This is a genomic window from Polaribacter ponticola (genome assembly GCF_026191475.2).
GTDB lineage: Bacteria > Bacteroidota > Bacteroidia > Flavobacteriales > Flavobacteriaceae > Polaribacter > Polaribacter ponticola.
In genome coordinates, this window is record NZ_JAOSLC020000002.1 from 776,731 (window position 1) to 800,555 (window position 23,825).

Genomic DNA, 23,825 nt, shown 5'->3' on the forward strand with positions numbered 1-23,825 from the left:
TTTAACTAACTATGTTACTTTTCCTCTTTATATGATTATCTAAAAAATATTTTAGATGTTCCATAATTCTTTTCTTTAGTATTTACTTTTAAGAAGTAGATTCCTGGTTTTACTTTTATATTGAAATCTATTTCATTTTTACCTACTGTTAAATCTACAGGTGCAGAATAAATCTCTTTTCCTGTTACATCATATAATGATACTGTTGCTTTGGTATCCATTTCACTGTATAGAAGTACATTTACATCTCCTTTTGATGGATTTGGATAAGCAATAAAATTGTTTTCAAATTCTTCTATAATGCCTACTGTCTTATCTTCTGGAGCTGTTTTTGTGAACTTTACATCTGTAATTTCTAAATCTAACTCTTTCGTGTTTGCTTGTACTGGTAAAAATGTAAAGTATAACGTTGTTAAATCATCTGCAGTGATTTTATCTGTAGTTCCTGTTGAAGAGAATATCTCAAAAGGCACATAGTAGGTTTGCTCTTCTTCTGATAAATCTACCATTACTCTGTATTGCTCTTTCCAGTTTTCTACTGATGCTTTGATCAATCCTAATTCCATTAACCCTGAACCTTTGGCTGTAAAAGCTACATATTTGTATGCTGAATAATCTGCTGATAAGTTACCAGGCAATAATGACTTATAGATTCCTAAATAATCATACTCACTAGTTGCTTTAATTTTGATGTTTCTATTTACAGCATACTCATCATCTTTATACTCTCTATTAAAATTATTTGATACAAAGTATTCTTCCACTTCTGTGTATTGCTCATCATAGTCTAACCCCCAGTTTCCATCTGCATGATAAAATGCATCTTGGATTGCATCTTTTACTTTTAAAAGTCCATCATATTCATATCCATCAGCAATATTTACTCTTAATGTTTGCTCTATTTGAGTGTTTAATGGATTGTATCTATGTTTTACATTATTTGCAGTTTCTGAATATAGTTCTTGCATTGTCAATTCTGTATTCAATCCTTTATCTGTACTTCTTAACAAAATAACCAACTCATCTTTATCTCTAGAGATTTTAGCTGCATATGTTTTTGGGAATTTTTGTTTTTCAACTTGTTTTACAGGAATAAATCCTTTTAAATTCGCTAAAACATCTTTCACTAATTTTTGAGTATCAGAAGGATTTGTAGACCAAACTTGGAAGTTGTATACATCATTAAACTTTGTGTATTCATTTACATACCAGTTTGTTTGAATTGAATAATTAGTATCGTTGTTGTTTTTAGCAGCAGCAAACGATATTGCATATTCTACAATTCCATTTCTTTGTTTGATTCCTTGCATTAAGAAATTGTATCCTTCTAATTGTACTCTTTGAATGTTTAGAATTTCAGCTCCTCTTAATCTGTCACAAGATGCTTTTGTATGGTTGTAAACTTTGTCTGAAGTTCTAATTCCTAAAACAACTCCTTTAGTCTCACCATTTACAGAGAAATCAACAGATAACACTTCATCAGCAACAGTATAATCAAGAATATCAGTAGGAGAGGTAACGTTTGCAACGTTTCCTGCTACTAATTGAGTAGGGAACATATCTAACATAGTTTGTCCTTTTCCTTGATATGGTTGTTCTTGTACTAATTTTGTTTTGTTGTATAAATTCGCTTTCGATTTTACAAAAATTGTTGGCTCAGAATTCTTTTTACGTTTTACGTAGATTTTAGAAATCGCATCTCCTAATGATTCAGACTCAACTCCACCGCCATTTCCTGAAGTTACTTCTCCAGACGTAACAACTACAGGAACATCAATTGTTATTGTACAATCATTACTAGTAGCAGTTACAGAAACTGTATAAACTCCAGCAGTAGTAAATTCTTGAACTATTGGGTTCATGTTTTGTAATAACCCAGGTCCACTTCCTGGTCCGCTTCCTGGTAACGTCCATGAAAAATCTGTAAAAGAAGCAGCATTATCAATTGTAAATTCCTTTTTAACTTTTCCTGGTTCTGAAGCTAATGTTATTACAGAAACGATCGGTTCTAAAACAGGTAAAACTGTTACTTGTTGTGTATAAGTATTAGCACCATATATATTAGTTGCAGTTAAACTTACAGTGTATGTTCCATCATTTGCGTATGTTTTTTGAGCATCCATTGATGTACTTGTTGTACCATCTCCAAAATCCCATAAATATACTATAGGAGCTTCAGGTTGTGGTACTCCAATAATTTGTGTTGTGTTTGTAAATGTAAAATCGTTGGCAACAAAACATTGTGGATTCACATTAATATCAAACCCAGGTGTAGGAGCAACTCCAGCAAATGTTGGACAAGTACTAGTTGCTGCAAATTTATTACAATGAATAACTCCTCCATCATGAGTAAAATCTTTAGCAATTACTTGACCATAAATATCTTCTTTATTTGTTACCTTTTTAACATCAGCAAAAGGAGCAAATATAGTTCCATAAATAGTTTCACTACCTTCAATATTTACTTCTGTTGAATTGTAGAAATTGTATAATACATAAGGGCTATCAGCTGATGTGATGCCTAATTGTTCCCAAGTATCCCAGTTGAAATTTCCAGGAGCATCTACATTTACAATCAATACTTTGTTTATTGATGATAAATTTTGAAAAGTTAAACCTTGCACACTGTTTAAATCAGCACCAGTAACATTTAAATAATTAACACCATTATTTAAAAATATTTCTGTTTGATTCGTTAAAGTTGTATTGGTAATTGCATTACCATTATCGTCTTCTAAAACAGCATTATTCATATTAGATGCCATATTAGTTGAGTTGGCTCTAAGACTTTGAAAAGCACTAGAAAAATCTAGAAGATTATTTTCGAAAACTGGATTAGTTCCAGAACTAACTCCATAAGCAGGAGAGTTATTGTTCATTTGTATTCTTGAAGATGAGTTGTAAGTTCCATTAGGAGTTACTCTCATATTTGCAGGCGCATTTAATTCATCAAAATACCAAGCAACTGATCCATTATTTTTACCAATTTTAGTATAATAGTTAGGATTAACAACAGTTAACAAACCACTTGAATTTGCACCTCCTGCAGGACAACTTCCTTGAGTAGATTTGGTAACCTCAAAGTTGTCAATTAAATTTCCGTAAGTTAAATTATTGTATGGTTGACTTGATACTGATTCAAAAACAAAATAGACAGTGTGTTCACCAGTAGGAACTGTATAAGAACCTGTATAATTAACCCATCCATTTGGACCTGAACTCATAGTTTGTTCTGTACTAGCAGAATTTAATGATACACCAATTTTTACGTTTGCAACATCTGTACCTCTTCTACCTCTATGCCAAATAGACCAATCTAATACTGAACCTGGTTCTGCACAAATAACTTGATATAATGAAGCTCTTTGATTTGCATTAATTTCAGCAATATAACCTCCTTCTTGTGCAATTTTTCCTAGAAATCCAGATTTCCAAATTTCTATTCTATTATCTGTTGCTGTTGTATACCAACCGGGAATATCAGATGCATCTTTTGAAGTCCATCTATTTGGAGTAGCACCAATTTCAAAACTACCATTATTTACAATTGTAGGGTCTCCACAATTACACATATCATCATTTGTATTAATAACAGTATTTAATGGATAATTTACTTGGTTACCAACAAGAAGTCCTGTTTTTAAACCATTTGTATCAAAATCACCACAATCATCAGTAGCAACATTGTAATCTCCTTTAATATTTAAATCTTGACCTACAGCAACACTTCCTTTTGTTTCAGTAGATATAACATCCATATTATTTTCTACAAATACATTAAACCCTTGTGCAGGTAATGTAGGACTATCACTACAATTTGCAACAGGGCTTATTGTAATGTTAACAGTAGCTGTTGATGTATCACCATTTACATCTGTTATTGTATAATCAAAACTATCCGCGCCTAAATAATTTGTTGCAGGTGTGTATAAGATTTTATCATCTGTTGGATCATTTGGAGTTCCTCCATTATCAACTGAAACAGTTCCACCATTTAAAGTATTTGCACTTGGCAATGTTATTGTACCATTATTTGGCCCATCAACTCCAAATGAGTCATTATTTAAAACATCTAAGCTGTTGTCAATACTATTTTCATTCGCGTTAAAAGTGTCATTTGTTGCTGTTGGCAAGTGAATGAATAATTTTGCATTGCTAATTTCTTCTAAACAAACTTTATTTGCATGAGTTAATACAGCAAAATATTCAGAATCATGCAATCCTGTAGCATTACTTATATTTAAAGTTGCAGTATTTGTACCTGAGTAAATACCACTGTTTGTTAAAAGAGTTCCTCCTCCATTTGGATTTCCTAAATACCAATTGTATATAATTCCTGGGTTTGCATTCCCAGTAGTTCCATAAACAGGAACTCCATTATTATAATTTGTTGCTTCTTCAGCAGATCCAACTACAGAAAACGTTGTGGATTGACCATCACCAACACTTTGATTCATAACTGGATCTGTTATGTTTAATTGGTGTGCAAATAATTCATCACCATTTGTACCATCATAACCCCCTGTTCCTCCTATTACAGTACCATCAACATTGTTAATCCCTGTTCCATCTAAAACCCCATCATTATTAGCATCTACTCCTCCAGATTCTTCAACATCTAAACAACCATCTCCATCTGTATCTCTATCAAAATTATTATCTATTCCATCTCCATCTACATCACAATCTGTAAAAGTTCCATATACTCTACCATTGATGTATGTTTGACCAGTTACAACTTGAGATAATACAAAATTGTTAACTGCATTGTTATTCCAAGTTATAGGATTAAAACTATTTCCATTAAAAAGTTCAAGTTCGAATAATGCACCATTTGGCGTTTTACTACCATACATTTTAACATCTAAATTTTCATCAATTATAAATCTAACAATAGGAGTTTCTGGATTAATAGCATTTCCATATTGATAAATTTGAGGAATACCTCCTTGACCCCATTTACTTCCATCTTTAAACCTAATATTCTGACCTGTTGGAGTTCCACTTTGTTGAAACTGGACTTCTTGCGTAGTTAATTGAACTCCATTTATAGATAAATTAAAGCTATTATCCATTCTTGTAACATCTAAAACAAAACCTTGACCTGTTGGAGGCAATGAAAAATTAACGGTATTACCATTACTTACATTAAAAGGTGTTTCTTGTATTAGATAATTACATTCTTCAGTATCAAGAATACCATCATTATCATCATCTAAATCGGTTGCATTATCAACCCCATCTCCATCACAATCAGTTGCAGAAACACATTGTGCGTTTAAATCAATCGATGATACAATAAGTAGCATTATTGATAATATGATTTTTAGAAAATTATTTTTAAGTCTCATCTTTTTTATTTCAATATGTTTATATAGATGTTGAAGATTTTTAAATTATATATGATATTATCATTTATAATTTAGACACAACACTTTAATAATGTCACAATTCTTATCAAAAATAAGAAATTATTATAACTTGACTAGTTGTAATTCGTTGAAATGCAAGGAATACACGATTAACCAAACAAGAAAAATCGATATTCTATAAAAAAGTAGTATTAATATTCATTAAAACTTAAAATTTATGTAGTAACTTAAAAATACTGCCCAATACCAAAAACAATACCTCCATTAGAATTGTTTTTATTGTCAAATACTCTAAAACCATAATCGATCCTAAAAGTTGCATTGTATATTTTTTTACTAATAAAACGAAGACCAAGACCAGAGAATATTTTTAAATTATCTTTTTCAATAAAATCATTTAATTTTCCCCCTGGATTTCTCCATGCCCCAATATCTGCAAATACATTTGTTTGTATTGCTAACCACTTTTTGTCGTAAACTGTATGTCTATACTCAGTATTATAAACAATACTACCTGTACCTCTATCTACCAAAATACCTACACCTCTTAAGTTTACATTATTATCTAAAGCAAAAGGGGCAAATGGTGTTTCCTCATTTGAAGATAACCCTACTCTTAGTCTGTTTGCAAAATTTCCATTATTCCACATTTTTCTGAAATAAAAAAATCGTTCCAAAAAATATGGAAACTGTTTTGAAAATCGTTTTCTGTAATTACATATTGCGCATATAAAATACTTTTAAAACCGGTTATGTACTGAAAATCATAATCTAAATTATCATACGAATACACTAACTTAAATAGTGTTTTTTTTAAGTTAAGATTTTGAGGTATTGAGGAATCCGTTGCACCTGATAAATATTGATATTTCTCTTTAAATAAATTAACTCCAAAATCAATTTGATTTTTAAAATTAATTTGATGTAATCCTAAAATTTCGAAAGAAATATTATTGTACAAATAGTTTGCGGTGTTATTCCCAAAATATAAAGGCTCTTCACTTTTCCAATTTTGATGATTAATGGCTAAACCCCATTTTTTAGAAAACAAATGTGGAGCTTTAAAATTTATACCATAAGAATCAAATCCATTATTTTGATAAAATCCACCAAAGGTGATATTTCTTCCTAAAAAATTATAATCATACAAACCTAATTTATATGAAAATTGCTGATTTGTAGAAGTCCAAAAATTAACTTCTGGTATTAAAGTAAAATTTTCTTCTACAGTAATAAAAACGTTATAAAGGTTTTTATGTGAATAAAAAACTTGATAATATGCATGACTAATTGCTGGTAATCGTTTAAGTTGAATAATATCTTTTTCTAAAGAAATAGAATCTAAAACATCATTTTTTTTACACTTAATATCTTTTTTAAAAAAGATACTTTTGTTTTTTTAGCGCCTTTAATCTTTACATCAAAAACTATTTTTTCTTGTGAAAAAAGAGCAGATGAAATGCCTAAAAAGATAAATAGAAATAACCAGTTTTTAAGTTTCATTATTCAGCAACAAACGATTTTTGAATCACCAAATTTACCCAATTATCTTCACTTACTGCCATTAAAGTAAAATTGTACGTTTCATCTAGAATTAAATCTACTGGCGTTGTCGTAGTAATATTTAAAACTACATTGTCTGTATTATAAAACTGAAAATAATTATCAATTGTATACGTACCAGAAATAAAATCGTCATCTTCATTAGCGATTACTTGAAAATAAATATCGTTATCCGTAATATTAAAATCTGACCATGTGAATTTTGGCGATAAGGTTACAGATTGATTAATTGCTACTTCATCTTCCCAAATAGTAGGACTCGTGGCATTCTTTAATCTTATTGGGTCTGATTTATGTAATTTTCCTTCTGTTAAATATGTAATTATACACCAAGATTCTTCTGAATCTGTTCTTGAAAACCTACTTAATTTATCGCCAAAAACAGAAACTTCGGTAAGATTTTTTCTTCTATAATTAGAAAAGTTATTTTCATCAACATTTAAACTATCTGCTTCATAATATCGTACTTCTGTTGCCCCTTCAATTGGGTAATAAAAAACATAAGATAAACTTAAGTTTTGATCTGCATTTGCAGCACAAGCAATTACATTACCTGATTCCCTATAAGAATTTAACTCTAGGTATTCTTGTAAATTTCTTGGCGTTGTTATATCGTTATCTTCAGAACAAGAATAAAGGAAAATTAAAAAAGTAATAAATAACAGAAAACGATGTAACTTCATAAAAAAATTTAAATTTTAAATGTAATAATTGGTAAGGTTGAATGATTCGATAAATCTTCTGAAATACTTCCAGAAAAAATATGCGACAGTCCTTTTCTTCCATGTGTAATTAAAGTAATTAAATCTGCTCCTACAGCGTTAGAAAAATTCAAAATACCTTCTTCTACTGATTTTGCAGATACAAAGTTAACATTTATTAATCGATCTGTATTTCCTTCTGCTTTCATTAAAAAATGATGAGCTAATGTATCCATTTCAGGAGTTGTTTTAAACTTTTCGTTTGGTAAATTTACATACAAAAGATGTTTTCTAGCATTCAAAAACATCAAAGAAGCTAACATTTTCTGAAAGGCTTCTATAGATTCATCAGAAAAATCTGTTGCTATAACAATATCTATAAAATTCACATCACTCAATTCATTTTTTATTACAAGAACTGGAACATCTGAATATCTAATAACCTTTTCTGTATTGGAGCCCATAAAAAATTCTTTAAACCCATTTGCTCCATGTGAACCCATTACTATTAAGTCTGCTTTAATTTCTTTAGCTACAGAATTAAGTTCACTAAAAACTTTAAAATGCTTAACAATAGGAACAATTTTAACGTTTTTAAGATAGTCTTTTTGCAAAAATTCTTTAAATCTTTTTTCTGCCAGTTTCAAAAAGAACATTGTTTTCTCTTGATTATACTCTAAGCTTTGAGACAAATTCACTTCTTGCATATCTAACATATGTAATGCATAAATTACAACATCTGATTTTTTTGATAATAAAGCAGCTGTTTTTAAAGCATATTCAGAATATTTTGAGAAATCTATTGGAACTATAATTTTTTTCATGATAAAGTATTTTATTATTCTACCACAAATTTAAAATCCAATTATTTTTAATTATAAGACATTTATCATGTTTAAAAATTAAATTATTGCTTATATAACTGTCTAATCATTTCTTCTGCGGGTTTATTTTGTGGGGTAAAACGGTTATTTTCTTTTCCTCCTACTCGATCGTGTCTATGAAACCATTTCCAAATAAAACCACCTGCAAACCAATCTTCTTTCCAAAATTGGTTATGTATCACTTTTAATCCATTTACTTGACCTTGTAAATTTACATTTCCTTCTACTCTATTAGAATCCCAAGGTTTTTTTCCAGTAAAATCTACGCTTCTATACCCAAATTCAGTAAATAAAATTGGTTTATTAAATTGTTTTTGAATTTTAATTATTTCCTCTTTATGAGGTTTCCATCCTAATTCTAAATCTTCTAAAGTTGGTGTTTTTTTATCACTTAACGGAAAATATGCATCTATACCAATAAAATCTAATTCTCCCCAAAAAGTGATACGTTTAAACTCGTCCCAATTTGCTGCGTATGTTAATTTACCTTTATATAGTGTTCTTATTTCTATTATTAGTTTCTTCCAAAAATTGGGTCTAGTAATTACAAATTGCTCTAATTCTGTTCCAATACAAAGCATTTCGGCATTTAATTCTTCTGCAGCTTTTGCGTAAGTTAAAATATAAGCTTTATAAGAGTTTTCTAAAATTTTCCAATTTTCTTCAGAATTTGCTTTTAAATCTCCTGTAAAACCTCCTCGTCTAAGCCATAAATGAGGTTTCACCATAATTTTTATGTTTACTTTTTGGAATTCTTTTGCGTATTGTAAAAGTCCATTTTCTGTTTCACCAAACCACTCTCTATTTGTATTAAACTCAATTTTAGGAGTTTCAATATCTCTAATAAAACTATAAGGCATCAAAGCAACATAATTGCCTTGTGCCTTAATAACGGGATTAATATGAGTTGAATCAATTTTATCTCTTGAGGCAACAAAACTTAATCCGTTAATTTTTTTATTTTGACTTTTACAAGATAATTGTAAAAAAAGAAGCGCTAAAAAAGGAATTTGGAAACTTTCATAATTCCCTCTAAAATAGTCCTTTTTACTAAAACAATGCTCTTAAACCAATGTTAAAACTTTGTCCTAACCCTGTATCACTTCCTCTTACAAACTTGCTATACAAAACCTCTAAATTTAAAGTATTGTTTAACTGATATTTACCTCCAAACCCTAATGAAGTAAAATCTTGAGTAAAGTCTCCAAAACGTTGATAATGCTGAACAAAACCTAATAAAGTAGATTTATCTGTTGGAAAATAACTCATAAAAATACCAGGCGCTAACACTACCGTTTTATTTGCAAAACTATCTTCATCTCCAAAATTATATTCCGTGTTTAATTCTGTAAATAATTGCCAATCTCCGCTATCAAAAGTATAATCGTAGAAAAAACGGTTTTGGAAAGTATATGCTGTTTGATCTAAAAAAACGCCATTAGCATCAGATTCTTCTGAACTTAATGGAATATGAAATGCAGATTGAATAGAAAAATTACCTACACTTTCTATTGGTTGCCATTTAATTGCTGGTGCAAAAGAAGACAAACCATTTCTAGAATTAGCATCATTATTAAAACCAAAAACCGAAGTAGCTTTTTCTCCGTTAATTGCATTAGAACGATATTCTAATAACAAACCTACATTTATTCTATTATTGTCTGTAACTCCCGTAAAAACTTCTAATGTAGATGTAAAATAAGTCTCTCTTGCTTTCTTAGATTTAACACCATTATATCTCCCTTTAGTTTCTGTGTATAAATTATTAAAAAATTTAACATCCCATTGTCCTTTATCTAATAATTTTGATGGCGTATAGGTTTGAATATTACTTTTAGTTGTAACATCTTCTTGTGCATTCATATTAAAACTGAATGCTAAAAATACAATTAGTACTAATTTATAAAACTTATTTTTCATTTTGATTGTTTTAGTTTTTAATTTCAATTTAGGTCTATACTTTCTTTAATTACTTACATTTTAAAATTCAATACACTTTATTTGTATTAAATCTAAATTAGACTTTATTTTTAAGTTCTTAACTTTAGCTTCGACTCAAATGTAAGAATCAACTAACTATGAACCATATTGTAATTATCGGAAATGGAATTTCTGGCGTAACTGCAGCAAGACATATCAGAAAAAATTCTGATCATAAAATAACAATCGTTTCTGCAGAAACAAAATATTTCTTTTCTAGAACTGCACTCATGTACGTATACATGGGACACATGAAATTTGAACACACACAACCTTATGAAAATTGGTTTTGGAATAAAAATAAGATTGATTTAAAAGACGGTTTTGTTTCTAAAATTGATACTGAAAATAAATCTCTTCTTTTTTCTGATGATTCTTCTCTTTCTTATGATAAACTAATTATTGCAACTGGTTCTAAACCTAATAAATTTGGTTGGCCTGGACAAGATTTAGATGGTGTTATGGGAGTGTATCATAAACAAGATTTAGAAAATTTAGAAAAGTTTGCTCCTGATAATAAAACTTGCAAAAGAGCAGTAATTGTTGGTGGTGGTTTAATAGGTATTGAATTGGCAGAAATGTTAAGAAGTAGAAAAATTCCTGTTACTTTTTTAGTACGTGAAGCTAGTTTTTGGAACGGAGTTTTACCTGCACAAGAGTCAGAATTAATTAACAATCATATTAAAGAACATCATATAGACTTGCGTTTAAGTACCAATTTAAAAGAAATTAAAGCGGATGAAAACGGAAAAGTAAAGTCGATAATTATACAAGAAACTGGCGAAGAAATCTTTTGTGATGTCGTAGGTTTAACTGCTGGTGTAACACCTAACATCGATTTTATTAAAGATTCTGGTATTGAAATAGGTCGTGGTGTTAAAGTAAACCGCTTCTTAGAAACAAATATTACTGATGTTTATGCAATTGGAGATTGTGCAGAACAACACGAAGCTATTGGACAACGTAGAAATATTGAAGCTGTTTGGTATACAGGTAGAATGATGGGAGAAACACTTGCACAAACTATTTGTGGTAATAAAACGGCATACAAACCTGGGCATTGGTTTAATTCTGCAAAGTTTTTAGATATTGAATACCAAACTTACGGTTGGGTTTTTAGTGAGCGAAATAAGAAAGAGAATGAACAATATTTTCAATGGCAACACCCAAAAGACAATAAATGTATCACTATTTCTTTTGATAAAAATACAAATAAGTTTTTAGGGATAAATACATTCGGAATTAGAATGCGTCATGAAATTTTTAACAAATGGTTAACAGCGCATAAATCTATAGAATTTGTTTTAGAGTATTTAGCTGATGCTAATTTTGATCCTGAATTTTACAAACTACATGAATCTGAAATTGTAGCTAAATTCAACTTAGAAAACAACACTAATATTCAAATTAAAAAGAAAAGCTGGAAACGAATTTTTAGCAAATCATAAGATATGAAAACAATAAAACAAACAGGTCTAATCGTTTTTCTTTTAGGATTAGCCATTTTTATAGCCACAATTTTTACTGGTTCTTTTAACTTAAAACAAACTGAATTAGATGCTTTTATAACTGAACAAAATTATAAAAGCACCATCATAAAAGACGAATTACAAAAAGCAATTGTAACTACAGAGCGTTTAAATATTTTCGAATTCTCTAGTAAGGTAATCAATGCATACGAAACCTCTAACAACCATTATGATGCTTTAATTGCAAAATATGATGCAGAGAAAAACTGGGACGAAAAAGGAAAACAATATCAATATAAAATTTTTGGAAAACCGCATAGTTTAAGTTTTGCGCTGGCTAAAAAAGCTGGAAAAGGTTTTGCTGCAGATAACACAGGTTTAGCTTGGTTTTTAACCTTTGGTTTAGGTATAATTGGTGCTTTGATGTTTATAGTGCCAGATGTTGTTTTACTAGGAAAACCTGGTATAAAAAATGATGGAATATTTCTAAGCGCTGCTACAAATCGTGGTTGGATTGGTTGGTTTACTTTTATATTTTTAGTTACCTTTTATATTTTACTTTATTTTTACCCAGATTTAATAGTAAATTGGGTGTATTTGGTAGATCCTATTAGTAAATCTATAAGTGGTAATGCTGCTAGTCAATGGTTTTTATATGGTTTTCTATATTGTGTGGTAATGACGGTTATGGCTGTTAGAATGTATATAAAATACCGTCATAATAAATACCAAATATTACGAACAACTTCTGTTTTATTCTTTCAAATTGTATTTGCTTTTTTAATTCCAGAAATTCTAGTTCGTTTCGAAAAACCTTGGTACGATTTTAAAAATGCTTTCCCTTTAGATTATGATTTTTTCTTTAGATGGAACTTAGATGAGTTACTCTCTAGTGGCGGATTCGGTTTATTTATTCTAGTTTGGGGAGTCGTTTTAACAATTGTAGTTGTACCGGTAATGGTATACTTCTTTGGTAAAAGATGGTATTGTTCTTGGGTTTGTGGTTGTGGTGGTTTAGCAGAAACATTAGGAGATCCTTATAGGCAAAACTCGAGTAAAACATTGCTTTCCTGGAGAGCAGAACGTATTATAATTCATTCTGTTTTAGTTTTTGTTTTGGTGATGACAGGTTTTGCTTTGTACACTTTCTTTTCTGGCGCAGACCAAGTAATTGGTATTAAAACACAAACTATACAGGATATTTACGGCTTTTTAATCGGTTCTATTTTTGCTGGTGTAATTGGTACTGGGTTTTATCCAATTTTTGGAAACCGTGTTTGGTGTAGATTTGGTTGTCCATTAGCAGCATATTTAGGTTTTGTTCAACGTTTTAAATCAAGGTTTAGAATTACTACAAACGGTGGTCAATGTATTTCTTGCGGAAACTGTTCTACTTATTGCGAGCAAGGAATTGATGTTAGATCTTATGCACAAAAAGGAGAAAACATTGTACGTTCTAGTTGTGTTGGTTGTGGTGTTTGTTCTGCTGTTTGCCCAAGAGGTGTTTTAAAATTAGAAAACGGACCTGAAGAAGGTAGAATAAATCCAACAGAAATCTTATTAGGAAACGATGTTGATTTAATGGAATTAGTTAACAAAAAATAATGCTTAAAAAACATCTATTTCTCTTTACGTTGTTCATTAATCTGGTCGTTTTTTCGCAAAAGACATATCAAAAAAATTCTATAAAAATGGTAAGTTAAAAGAAGAAGGTTGGATATTAAATAATAAAAAAGTTAATTATTGGAAATTCTATTTTAAAAATGGAAACCTTAAAAAAGAAGGTAGATTTAAAGATAATTTAGAAACTAAATATTGGTACTTTTACGGCAAGAATACTGCTATTGAAAAAGAAGGTCATTTTAAAGGAGGAAAACAGAACAATTGGTGGTTATTTTATGATAAAGATGGTTTTGTAAATCATAAATGTCAATTAAAAAATAATCAAAAAAATGGTTACTGTTTATTATATCAAAAGAACAAATTGGTAAAAGCTTCCAAATTTAAAAAAGGAAAAAAATTAAAGAGTGGAACGATTTTTCTTCTTTTAAACAAGAGAACAGTCTAAATGATTTAAGGTAAATGAAGCCTCTAATAAAAGTAATTATTCCTGCTTATAATGAGCAAGATTCTATAGCACATGTTATTAACGACATTCCTAAAAGTGTAGATGAAGTTATTGTTATAAGTAACAACTCTACAGATAATACTGAAATAAATGCTAAAAATGCAGGTGCTACAGTTTTAAAAGAAAGCCAAAAAGGATATGGTTTTGCTTGTTTAAAAGGGATCAATTATATTTCTAAACAAGAAATAAAACCAGAAATAATCGTTTTTTTAGATGGTGATTATTCAGATTACCCAGAACAATTAACAGAAATTGTTGCTCCAATAATTAACGATAATATCGATTTTGTTATTGGTTCTCGTGTTAAAGAATTACGAGAAGATGGTTCTATGACACCACAACAAGTTTTTGGTAATTGGTTAGCAACCTTTTTAATGAAACTTTTTTCAATTCAAAATTTACTGATTTAGGTCCTTTTAGAGCCATAAAATACGATAAATTACTAGCTTTAAAGATGCAGGATAAAACGTATGGATGGACAGTTGAAATGCAATTAAAAGCACTAAAACAAAAACTTACTTATGTAGAAATTCCTATGAAATATAGAAATAGAATTGGAATTTCTAAAGTTTCAGGTACATTAAAAGGAACTATCTTTGCAGGAATTAAAATTCTAAGTTGGATTTTTAAATACAGTTTTAAATAATGGTATTAGAATACATCATAATTGCAGTTTATACAATTTGCCTTTTGCTTATTTTCATGTACGCATTGGCACAATTAAACTTGCTTATCAATTACTTAAAATATAGGAACAAAGAAGACAACTCGCCTAAATTCGATTTTAAAAACTCAGAAGAAATCCCTTATGTAACCATACAATTACCTGTTTATAACGAATTGTATGTGATGGAACGTTTGCTTAAAAACATAGCAAAAATAGAGTATCCTTTAGATAAATTGGAAATACAAGTTTTAGATGACTCTACAGATGAATCTATAGAAGTAACAGCTAATTTGGTTAAAAGTATACAAAAAGAAGGAATAGACATTCAACATATAAAAAGAACCAATAGACAAGGCTTTAAAGCAGGTGCTTTAAAAGAAGGTTTAACAACCGCAAAAGGAGAGTTTATCGCCATTTTTGATGCCGATTTTTTACCACAAAAAGATTGGTTATATAAAACGATTCCCTATTTTAAAAACTCAGAAATTGGAGTTGTACAAACAAGATGGGGTCATATAAATAGAAACTACTCTACACTTACAAGAATACAAGCTTTTATGCTCGATGCACATTTTACATTAGAGCAAGTTGGTAGAAATAGTAAAGGTCATTTTATAAATTTTAATGGTACTGCTGGTGTTTGGCGTAAAGAATGTATTTATGATGCTGGTAATTGGGAAGGAGATACACTTACAGAAGACATAGATTTAAGCTACAGAGCGCAGCTCAAAAAATGGAAATTTAAATATTTAGAAAAGGTAGAAACACCTGCAGAATTGCCTGTAGTTATTAGTGCTGCTAGATCTCAACAATTTAGATGGAACAAAGGTGGCGCAGAGAATTTTCAGAAAATGACAAAACGTATTATCACGAATAAAAACGTTTCGTTAAAGACTAAAATTCATGGGTTATTACATTTGTTAAACAGCTCTATGTTTACGTGTATTTTTTTAGTTGCTGTATTAAGCATTCCAATGTTATACATTAAAAATGAATTTGCACATTTAAAATATTACTTTTATGTAATGAGCTTTTTTGTAATTAGCTCTCTAATCTTTTTTGTTTGTTATTGGCATATGTATAAAAACACCTATGGTGGCGGATTTAAAAAATTCATAAAATATATAGGAGCATTTCTTACCTTTTTCTCAGTTGCAATGGGTTTTTCTTTACACAATACAATTGCAGTATTAGAAGGTCATTTTGGTAAAAAAAGTGAATTTGTAAGAACACCAAAATTTAATATTAGTACTATTAAAGATAGTTGGAAAACTAATAAATACATCAAGAAAAAACCTTCTATTCATGTAATTTTAGAAGGCTTGCTAGCTATCTATTTTGTATTTGGAATGTACAGCGCATTTGTTGTTGGAAATCAAGGTGGAGATTTTGGGTTATTTCCATTCCATTTAATGCTTTTTATTGGGTTTTCTTACGTGTTTTTTAAATCAATATTTTCTAAAGCATAATGTCCTTTCTTTTTAAATATAAAGACGCACTATTAATATTTATTAGCATTCTTTTTTACTTTCTATTCGCTTATTTTTTAGAAAGATCAGAATTCTACTATTTAATATTTCTTTGGTTTTCATTATTTAGTACCTTTTATTTATTGATAAAAAGTAAGACAATCTCTTTTTCTACATTAGTAGGAATTTCTGTTGTTTTTAGATTGATTTTTCTTTTTGCAATTCCAAACCTGTCACAAGATTTTTATCGATTTATTTGGGATGGAAGAATGATTTTGGAAGGTTTCAATCCTTATTTATCCTTACCAGAAACATATATTCAACAAGGTTTAAACCCAATTGCAGAAGCATCAGAATTATATGCAGGAATGGGAGAAATGAATGGAAGTCATTTTACAAATTACCCTCCTATAAACCAGTTGTGTTTTTTAATTGCTGCTTTCTTTTCTAGTAAAAGTATTTTTGGAGCAGTTATCGTTTTTAAGTTGATTTTAATACTCGCTGATATTGGAATTCTATATTTTGGAAAAAAACTTTTAGAAAAATTACAACTTCCAATCAAAAATATTTTTTGGTATATTTTAAATCCTTTTATCATTATTGAAATGACAGGGAATTTACATTTTGAACCTGTAATGTTATTTTTCTTAATTTGGGGTTTATATAAATTACAGCAACAAAAATGGATTATTGCAGCAATTTTAATTGCATGTTCTGTTTCTGTAAAATTAATTCCGTTATTATTTTTACCATTATTTTTTCAATGGTTTGTAAAAAATGACAAAACATTTTTTCTTGGTTTTAAAAAACTTATTGCTTTTTACGCAATTATTATAGGAACCATTATTCTTTTATTTATTCCTTTTTACGCTACTGAATTAATAGAAAATTACTCTAATTCTGTTGGTTTATGGTTTCGGAATTTTGAGTTTAACGCAAGTTTTTATTCTCTTTTTAGAGAAATTGGATATCTTTTTAGAGGTTATAATGAAATTGCCATTATCGGAAAAATAACACCCATTTTAACGATTCTTTTTCTAATTATTATTACATTTTTTAGAAAGAATAAAACAAAAATTCAATTGATAACTGCGTTATTATTTGGTTTATGTTTTTATTATTTTACGGCTACTACAGTACATCCTTGGTACATTGCTACACCTTTAATTTTGAGTGTATTTACTAAATATAAATTCCCAATTGTTTGGAGTTTAATGGTTATTTTAAGCTATCAAGCCTATTTAAATACACCTTGGCAAGAAAACTTATGGTTTGTTTTTTTAGAGTATCTAATTGTGTTTGGCTTTTTAATTTATGAAATCAAAAAAGTTTACTTAACGAAGACTGTAATTTAATCTTAAAATAAAAAAGTACAACTTATATTTTTATATCTTAGTGGCTAATTTTGTTTACATGAAGAAGCTTACGATAAAAGATATTGCAAAAGAATTTAATGTTTCTATTTCTACTGTTTCAAAAGCACTGAATGATAGTTATGAAATTAGTCAAGCTACTAAAGATAAGATCCAAAAGTATGCAAAAGAAAATAACTACAAACCTAACTTTAATGCTTTAAGTTTAAAAAACAGAAGCACTAAAACTATTGGTGTTATTATGCCAACAATGCTTAATTATTTCTTTGCCCAAGTTTTTAAAGGTATAGAAGATGCAGCAAACAAAAATGGATATAAGGTAATAACTTGTATATCTAATCAATCTCACAATAAAGAAGCCGAAATTATAGAAATGCTATCCAATGGTAGTATTGATGGTTTTATTTTATCAATGGCTAAAGAAACTGAGCTAAAAAACGATTTTAAACACTTTAATGAAACTATAGAAAATGGAACCCCAATAGTTATGTTTGATAGAGTTGCTCATTCAATTGATTGCGATAAAGTAATAGCAGACGATTACAATGGAGCTTTAAATACTGTTGAATTCCTTCATAAAAAAGGGCATAAAAAAATTGCTTTTATTTCTACTATGAGCGATTTACAAATTGGAAAACAACGTTTTTTAGGCTATAAAAAAGGTTTAGAAAATGTAGGACTACCATTTAATGATGACCTAGTTGTAAATATTTTAGAAAAAGATTATAAAAAGTACGAAAAAAAGTAAAACCTTTTGTTAAAAAAACAGATTTAGATGCAATAATTACAACCGGAGAATCAGTTGCAATTACTGCTATGAAAGCAATAAAAAAGAACGGTAAAAAAATACCTAAAGATGTTTCTGTTATTGCTTTTTCTAACGGTATTTTATCTAGACATTCTAGCCCTAAAATGACAACAGTTAGCCAACATGGAGAATTAATGGGAGAAACTGCTGCTCAAATTTTAATTGATAAATTAAAGAACAAAAACAAAGACTTTATTACCAAAGTAATAAACACCGATTTAGTAATTAGAGATTCTACAAAATAAGAATGATAGACTATTCTAAAGTAAAACTTGTGGTTTCTGATATGGATGGTACTTTGTTAAATTCTAAAGGAGAAGTTAGTCAACATTTTTTTCAACTTTTTAAAAAGTTACAAAATAAAAACATCCAATTTTGTGCAGCAAGTGGAAGGCAACATAACAGTATTGTTGATAAGTTAAATGCTATAAAAGATGAAATTTTAGTAATCGCTGAAAATGGTGGAATTGCAAAAAACAAAGAAGATATATTGCTTTCTCATTTTTTATCCTCTGAAAAAGTTTTAAAATTAATTCCTGCTTTAAGAGATATAGAAAATGCTAATATAGTTTTATGTTGTGATGGTAAAGCTTTTATAGAAAGTAAAGACCAACATTTTATCAACTTATTCCAAGAATATTATTATAGCTTTCAGCAAGTTCATGATTTACTTGAAATTGCAAAAAAAATTCCAGTTTTTAAGATTGCTGTTTACCATTTTGAATCTTCTGAAAAATTTATTTATCCAGTAATACAAAATTTTAAAAACGATGTTTTGTTAAAAATTTCTGGAAAAAATTGGTTAGATATTTCTGATGAAAAAGCCAATAAAGGAAATGCTTTAAGACAAGTACAAAGTCTTTTAAATATTACCAAAGCAGAAACTATGGTTTTTGGTGATTACCATAATGATATTGAAATGATGCAAGAAGCTGACTTTAGTTTTGCTATGAAAAATGCACACCAAGACATTAAAAACTTAGCAAAATTTTCTACAGATAGTAATGATAATTTAGGCGTTGAGCTTATTTTAGAAAAATTGATTTCAAACATTTAATCATCAAAAGAAACTGTACTTTGTCTTTCTCTATTTACATTTAATTTGGTTACATCTGGTCTAGAATAATGCCCAACAACATCAAAATTTTGTCGTTCTTCTAAAACACGATTAAAATCTAAGGTTTCTATAATTAAACCTTCTTTATTAATAATGGGTTCAATAATCCATTCTCCATCTGGACCTGCAATACATGAACCTCCATTTGCCAAAACATCTGGAGCATCTTTTATAATTTTATCAAAATGAGGAACTTCTTTTGGAAAATCTGATTTTTGCATCAAACTCGAAACAGAAATCACAAACGAACGCGATTCTCTTGCTATAAAACGTGTAATATCTTTTGTATTATGGTCAGAACCTGGCCAAACTGCAATATGTAAATCTTCTCCTAAACCATACAAAGCTGTTCTTGGTAGTGGCATCCAATTTTCCCAACAATTTAAACCACCAACTGTAAACTCTTTAAGAGAATGCACTTGCAAACCATTTCCATCTCCAGGCGCCCAAGTTAAACGTTCATCAAAAGTAGGTTGTAGCTTTCTGTGCACCGATTTTATTTCTCCTTCTTGATTTATGTATACTAAAGAAGCATAAATACTATGCCCTCCTCTATTTTGAGCACGTTCCATAACGCCTAAATAAATAGCAATTTTATGTTCTTTTGCCAATTTACAAACAGAATCTAATTCACCTTTTTCTATAGTTATAGAGTTACGAACATAATGAGCATGAATTTCTTTTTGAGTTTTAGAATTCCATTCTGCACCATTTGTTAAAGCAATCCAAAACGGGTAACCAGGTAATAAAGCTTCACCAAAAACAATTAACTCGCAATTTTCTTTTGCTGCATCTAAAATTGATTTCTCAATTTTTTCAATGGTTTTTTCTTTGTTTAACCAAACTGGTGCTATTTGGGCTAAAGCTACTTTTAGAATGTTATTCATCTATTATTTTTTTAGTAAAACACAAAGTTTAGTATTTATTAAACATTAATTTCAACCACCAAACCTTCATTACTTCTTATATTAAAAACAGTTTCGTCATCAAAAATTAAATATTGCCCTTTTATACCTACTAATTTTCCAGTATATTTTGGTGTTTTAATTAAGTTTAGACTTTTAGGCTTTAAAGGATATTTTTTTACAGGAAAATTTAAATGTGTCTCAACATTATCTTCAATAAAATACTGTTTGGCTTCTTCTGGGATAAATTCTTTTAATCGATCTCTCCATTCCATTAAGCTTTCATCCTCAATATCATTTTTTAGCATTTTACGCCAATTGGTTTTATCTGCAACGTACTCTTTTAAAGCAACCTCGGTAATTCCTGCTAAATATCTATTAGGAACTTCGACAATTTCTATGGCTTCATGTGCTCCTTGATCTATCCAACGTGTAGGCACTTGTTGCTTTCTAGTAACTCCAACTTTTACGTTACTAGAATTAGCTAAGTAAACAATATGTGGTTTTAATTGTACAGATTCTTCATAAGCTAAATCTCTATCTTCTATCCCTAAATGGGCTTTACTTAATTCGGGTTTCATAATCCAATCGGCAGCATTCGGAATTTCAAAAAAACAAGATTGACAAAAACCTTGTCTATAAATTTTCTTTTTTAAATGACAGTTTAAACATTCATAAGAAACAAAATTGATCGAAATTTCTTTATCTAACAATTGATTCATGCTTAAAAAATCAGATTTCATATCTAGATAGTACTGAATTTCTTCTAAATTCTCAGTTTTCATTTTTTTAAAACTCCTTGATATTTCATAACCAATTTTTAGTATTTTTAGCTTCTAACAAACTTACACAAAAAACGCAACTTTAACTATGGCTTTCCCCATTGTAAATTCTATAATTTCTTGGTTTTTAAAAAAACGAGTACATCAAATAGAATTATTCTTAAAATACCCAATAGATGTTCAAGAAGAGCTTTTATTAAGATTAATTTCTACTGCAAAAAAAACAGAATTTGGTAGAGAAAAAAACTTTGCAACTTTTAGTGATTATACAGATTTTGCAACAAATGTTCCTATACAAAAGTATGAAAGTATAGAGCCTTTAATAGAGCGTTGTAGAAAAGGAGAACAAAATCTATTTTGGCCAGCACCAATAAAATGGTTTGCAAAATCTAGTGGAACAACAAACGCAAAAAGTAAATTTATTCCTGTGAGTGATGATGCTTTAGAATACTGCCACATGAAAGCTGGTAAAGACATGTTGTGTTTGTATATTAATAACAATGAAGAAACACAATTATTTACAGGTAAAGGATTAAAACTTGGGGGTAGTTCTGAAATATACAAAGACAACAATTCTTATTTTGGAGATTTATCTGCAATTATTACAGAAAACTTACCTTTTTGGGCAGATTATAGTTCTGCACCAAGTCAAGAAGTAGCTTTAATGGCAGAGTGGGAAACTAAAATGGAAGCCATTATTGATGAAACTATTCATGAAGATATAACAAGTTTGGTTGGTGTACCAAGTTGGATGCTAGTGCTTTTAAATAGAGTTTTAGAAAGAACAGGAAAAAATAATATTTTAGAAGTGTGGCCAAATCTAGAAGTGTATTTTCATGGAGGTGTAAATTTTAATCCCTATAGAGAACAATACAAAAAACTGATTCCAAAAAAGGATTTTCAGTATTATGAAACCTACAATGCTTCTGAAGGTTTTTTTGCTATTCAAGACAAAAATGGTTCTAAAGAATTATTATTGATGTTAGATTACGGAATTTTCTATGAGTTTATTCCTATGACAAAATACAACGGAGAAGATTCGGTTGCAATACCTTTATCTAAAGTAAAAAAAGGAATAAATTATGCTATTATTATTACTACAAATAGTGGTTTATGGCGTTATTTAATTGGTGATACTGTAAAATTTACATCTTTAGATCCTTATCGAATTAAAATTACAGGTAGAACAAAACATCATATTAATGTTTTTGGTGAAGAATTAATTATAGAAAATGCAGAAGAAGGTTTAAAAATGGCTTGTGAAAAAACCAATGCAGTAATTAAAGAATATACTGTTGGCCCAATTTTTATGAAAGGCATAAAAAATGGTGGTCATGAATGGGTGATAGAATTTGATAAAAAGCCTGAAAACATGAACTATTTTACTGAAATTTTAGACAATGCTTTAAAAGCTATAAATTCTGATTATGAAGCGAAACGATATAATTCATTAACGCTTGCAATGCCAAAAATTCATGTGGCTAAAGATGATTTATTTTATAATTGGCTAAAGGAAAAAGGAAAATTAGGCGGGCAACACAAAATTCCAAGACTTTCTAATTCTAGAGAATTTGTAGAAGAGCTATTACAAATGCAATAATTAAACTTTACGATCTACAACATAATCTATCATTTGTAAAAGAGAATCTTTAAAAGGAGATGAAGGGTAATTTTCTAAAATAGCTAAAGCTTTATTTTTATAATCATTCATTTTAGTAATTGTATATTCTATCCCTCCATTTTCTTTAACAAAAACAATTACTTCTTTTACACGTTTTTTGTCTTTATTATGCTTTTTAATGGAAGTAATAATCCATTTTTTTCTTTTATAGAACAAGTGTTTAAAGTATGTATTAAAGGTAAAGTCATTTTTTGCTCCTTAATATCAATTCCTGTAGGTTTCCCAATTTTATCATCTGTATAATCAAACAAATCATCTTTAATTTGAAAAGCAATACCAATATACTCTCCAAATTTTCTCATTTGCTGAATTGTATCTTGGTTAGCTCCAACTGAGGCTGCTCCAATACCACAACAAGCAGAAATTAAAGTTGCCGTTTTCTGACGAATAATATCAAAATAAATATCTTCTGTAATATCTAATTTTCTTGCTTTTTCAATCTGTAACAATTCGCCTTCACTCATTTCTCGAACTGCTATAGAAATCAATTTTAACAAATCGAAATCCTCATTATCAATAGATAATAAAAGTCCTTTCGATAATAAAAAATCGCCAACTAAAACTGCTATTTTATTTTTCCAAAGTGCATTTACAGAGAAAAAACCACGCCTTCTATTACTATCATCTACAACATCGTCATGAACTAAAGTTGCTGTATGTATTAATTCTACAACAGATGCACCTCTATAGGTTCTTTCATCAAATCCACCATCTGAAACCATTTTCGCAACCAAAAAAACAAACATTGGTCGCATTTGTTTTCCTTTTCTTCGAACAATATAATAGGTAATTCTATTTAAAAGCGGAACTTTAGATAACATAGAATCTTTGAATTTCTTTTCAAAGAGTTCCATCTCATTTTTAATAGGAATTTTTATTAATTCTACAGGTTTCATTTTTGATAAATTATCATCAGATTCTTACAT

General features: G+C 29.1%; 16 protein-coding genes and 3 pseudogenes. 9 read left to right on the plus strand and 10 right to left on the minus strand.

The features are described from left to right. Positions 1–35 precede the first annotated feature (35 nt). The 7 genes from N5A56_RS04040 to N5A56_RS04065 form a co-directional block, all read right to left on the minus strand. Positions 36–5,309, minus strand: coding sequence for a collagen-binding domain-containing protein (locus tag N5A56_RS04040; protein WP_274270195.1), 5,274 nt, complete (start codon positions 5,307–5,309; stop codon positions 36–38). 290 nt (positions 5,310–5,599) lie between these two features. After that, positions 5,600–6,022 carry a BamA/TamA family outer membrane protein gene (locus N5A56_RS17345; RefSeq protein ID WP_337994746.1) on the minus strand — a complete coding sequence of 141 codons (423 nt, stop codon included), beginning with the start codon at positions 6,020–6,022 and terminating at the stop codon, positions 5,600–5,602. Continuing rightward, positions 5,989–6,522 (minus strand): hypothetical protein, encoded by a 534-nt coding sequence (locus tag N5A56_RS17350; RefSeq protein WP_337994747.1) that lies wholly within the window; start codon positions 6,520–6,522, stop codon positions 5,989–5,991. Before N5A56_RS17350 ends, N5A56_RS17345 begins: the two co-directional genes overlap by 34 nt. A gap of 352 nt (positions 6,523–6,874) precedes the next feature. Further along, positions 6,875–7,618, minus strand: coding sequence for a hypothetical protein (locus tag N5A56_RS04050; protein WP_265726265.1), 744 nt, complete (start codon positions 7,616–7,618; stop codon positions 6,875–6,877). Positions 7,619–7,626: 8 nt separating this feature from the next. Further along, positions 7,627–8,460 (minus strand): universal stress protein, encoded by an 834-nt coding sequence (locus N5A56_RS04055; protein ID WP_265726264.1) that lies wholly within the window; start codon positions 8,458–8,460, stop codon positions 7,627–7,629. 83 nt (positions 8,461–8,543) lie between these two features. Beyond that, on the minus strand, positions 8,544–9,530 hold the full coding sequence (locus N5A56_RS04060; RefSeq protein WP_420793189.1) for a glycoside hydrolase family 113: 987 nt from the start codon (positions 9,528–9,530) through the stop codon (positions 8,544–8,546). A gap of 40 nt (positions 9,531–9,570) precedes the next feature. Beyond that, positions 9,571–10,440, minus strand: a complete 870-nt coding sequence (locus N5A56_RS04065; RefSeq protein WP_265726262.1) for a transporter family protein — start codon at positions 10,438–10,440, stop codon at positions 9,571–9,573. Between the two features lie 158 nt (positions 10,441–10,598). Here N5A56_RS04065 and N5A56_RS04070 point away from each other — a divergent pair, with 158 nt between their 5' ends. The 8 genes and pseudogenes from N5A56_RS04070 (at position 10,599) to N5A56_RS04105 (ending at position 19,471) form a co-directional block, all read left to right on the plus strand. Further along, the gene (locus N5A56_RS04070) at positions 10,599–11,948 is read left to right on the plus strand and encodes an NAD(P)/FAD-dependent oxidoreductase (protein ID WP_265726261.1); all 1,350 of its coding nucleotides are present in this window, start codon (positions 10,599–10,601) and stop codon (positions 11,946–11,948) included. 3 nt (positions 11,949–11,951) lie between these two features. After that, entirely contained in the window at positions 11,952–13,574 is a 1,623-nt protein-coding gene (locus N5A56_RS04075) for a 4Fe-4S binding protein (protein WP_265726260.1), read from the plus strand. A 477-nt stretch (positions 13,575–14,051) separates the two neighbouring features. Then, positions 14,052–14,743: pseudogene (locus tag N5A56_RS04080) on the plus strand (glycosyltransferase family 2 protein). Then, positions 14,743–16,233 (plus strand): cellulose synthase family protein, encoded by a 1,491-nt coding sequence (locus N5A56_RS04085; RefSeq protein ID WP_265726259.1) that lies wholly within the window; start codon positions 14,743–14,745, stop codon positions 16,231–16,233. The pseudogene N5A56_RS04080 and the gene N5A56_RS04085 overlap by 1 nt, the downstream one beginning before the upstream one ends. Next, complete coding sequence (locus N5A56_RS04090) at positions 16,233–17,588, plus strand: MptA/MptB family glycosyltransferase (RefSeq protein WP_265726258.1); 1,356 nt, start codon at positions 16,233–16,235, stop codon at positions 17,586–17,588. Before N5A56_RS04085 ends, N5A56_RS04090 begins: the two co-directional genes overlap by 1 nt. A gap of 58 nt (positions 17,589–17,646) precedes the next feature. After that, positions 17,647–18,354 (plus strand): LacI family DNA-binding transcriptional regulator, encoded by a 708-nt coding sequence (locus N5A56_RS04095; protein WP_274270196.1) that lies wholly within the window; start codon positions 17,647–17,649, stop codon positions 18,352–18,354. Between the two features lie 68 nt (positions 18,355–18,422). After that, entirely contained in the window at positions 18,423–18,659 is a 237-nt protein-coding gene (locus tag N5A56_RS04100; RefSeq protein ID WP_274270197.1) for a substrate-binding domain-containing protein, read from the plus strand. 2 nt (positions 18,660–18,661) lie between these two features. Beyond that, the gene (locus N5A56_RS04105) at positions 18,662–19,471 is read left to right on the plus strand and encodes an HAD family hydrolase (protein WP_265726257.1); all 810 of its coding nucleotides are present in this window, start codon (positions 18,662–18,664) and stop codon (positions 19,469–19,471) included. Here N5A56_RS04105 and N5A56_RS04110 read toward each other — a convergent pair. Further along, positions 19,468–20,418, minus strand: coding sequence for a carbon-nitrogen hydrolase family protein (locus tag N5A56_RS04110; RefSeq protein WP_265726256.1), 951 nt, complete (start codon positions 20,416–20,418; stop codon positions 19,468–19,470). The two genes, N5A56_RS04105 and N5A56_RS04110, sit on opposite strands and share 4 nt — an antisense overlap. A 38-nt stretch (positions 20,419–20,456) precedes the next feature. Next, positions 20,457–21,247, minus strand: a pseudogene (locus N5A56_RS04115) (DUF2797 domain-containing protein). Between the two features lie 59 nt (positions 21,248–21,306). Between N5A56_RS04115 and N5A56_RS04120 the strand changes: the two are divergent. Continuing rightward, on the plus strand, positions 21,307–22,818 hold the full coding sequence (locus N5A56_RS04120; RefSeq protein ID WP_265726255.1) for a GH3 auxin-responsive promoter family protein: 1,512 nt from the start codon (positions 21,307–21,309) through the stop codon (positions 22,816–22,818). Here the strand turns inward: N5A56_RS04120 and N5A56_RS04125 are convergent. Continuing rightward, a pseudogene (locus N5A56_RS04125) lies at positions 22,819–23,795 on the minus strand (polyprenyl synthetase family protein). Positions 23,796–23,825: the final 30 nt, after the last annotated feature.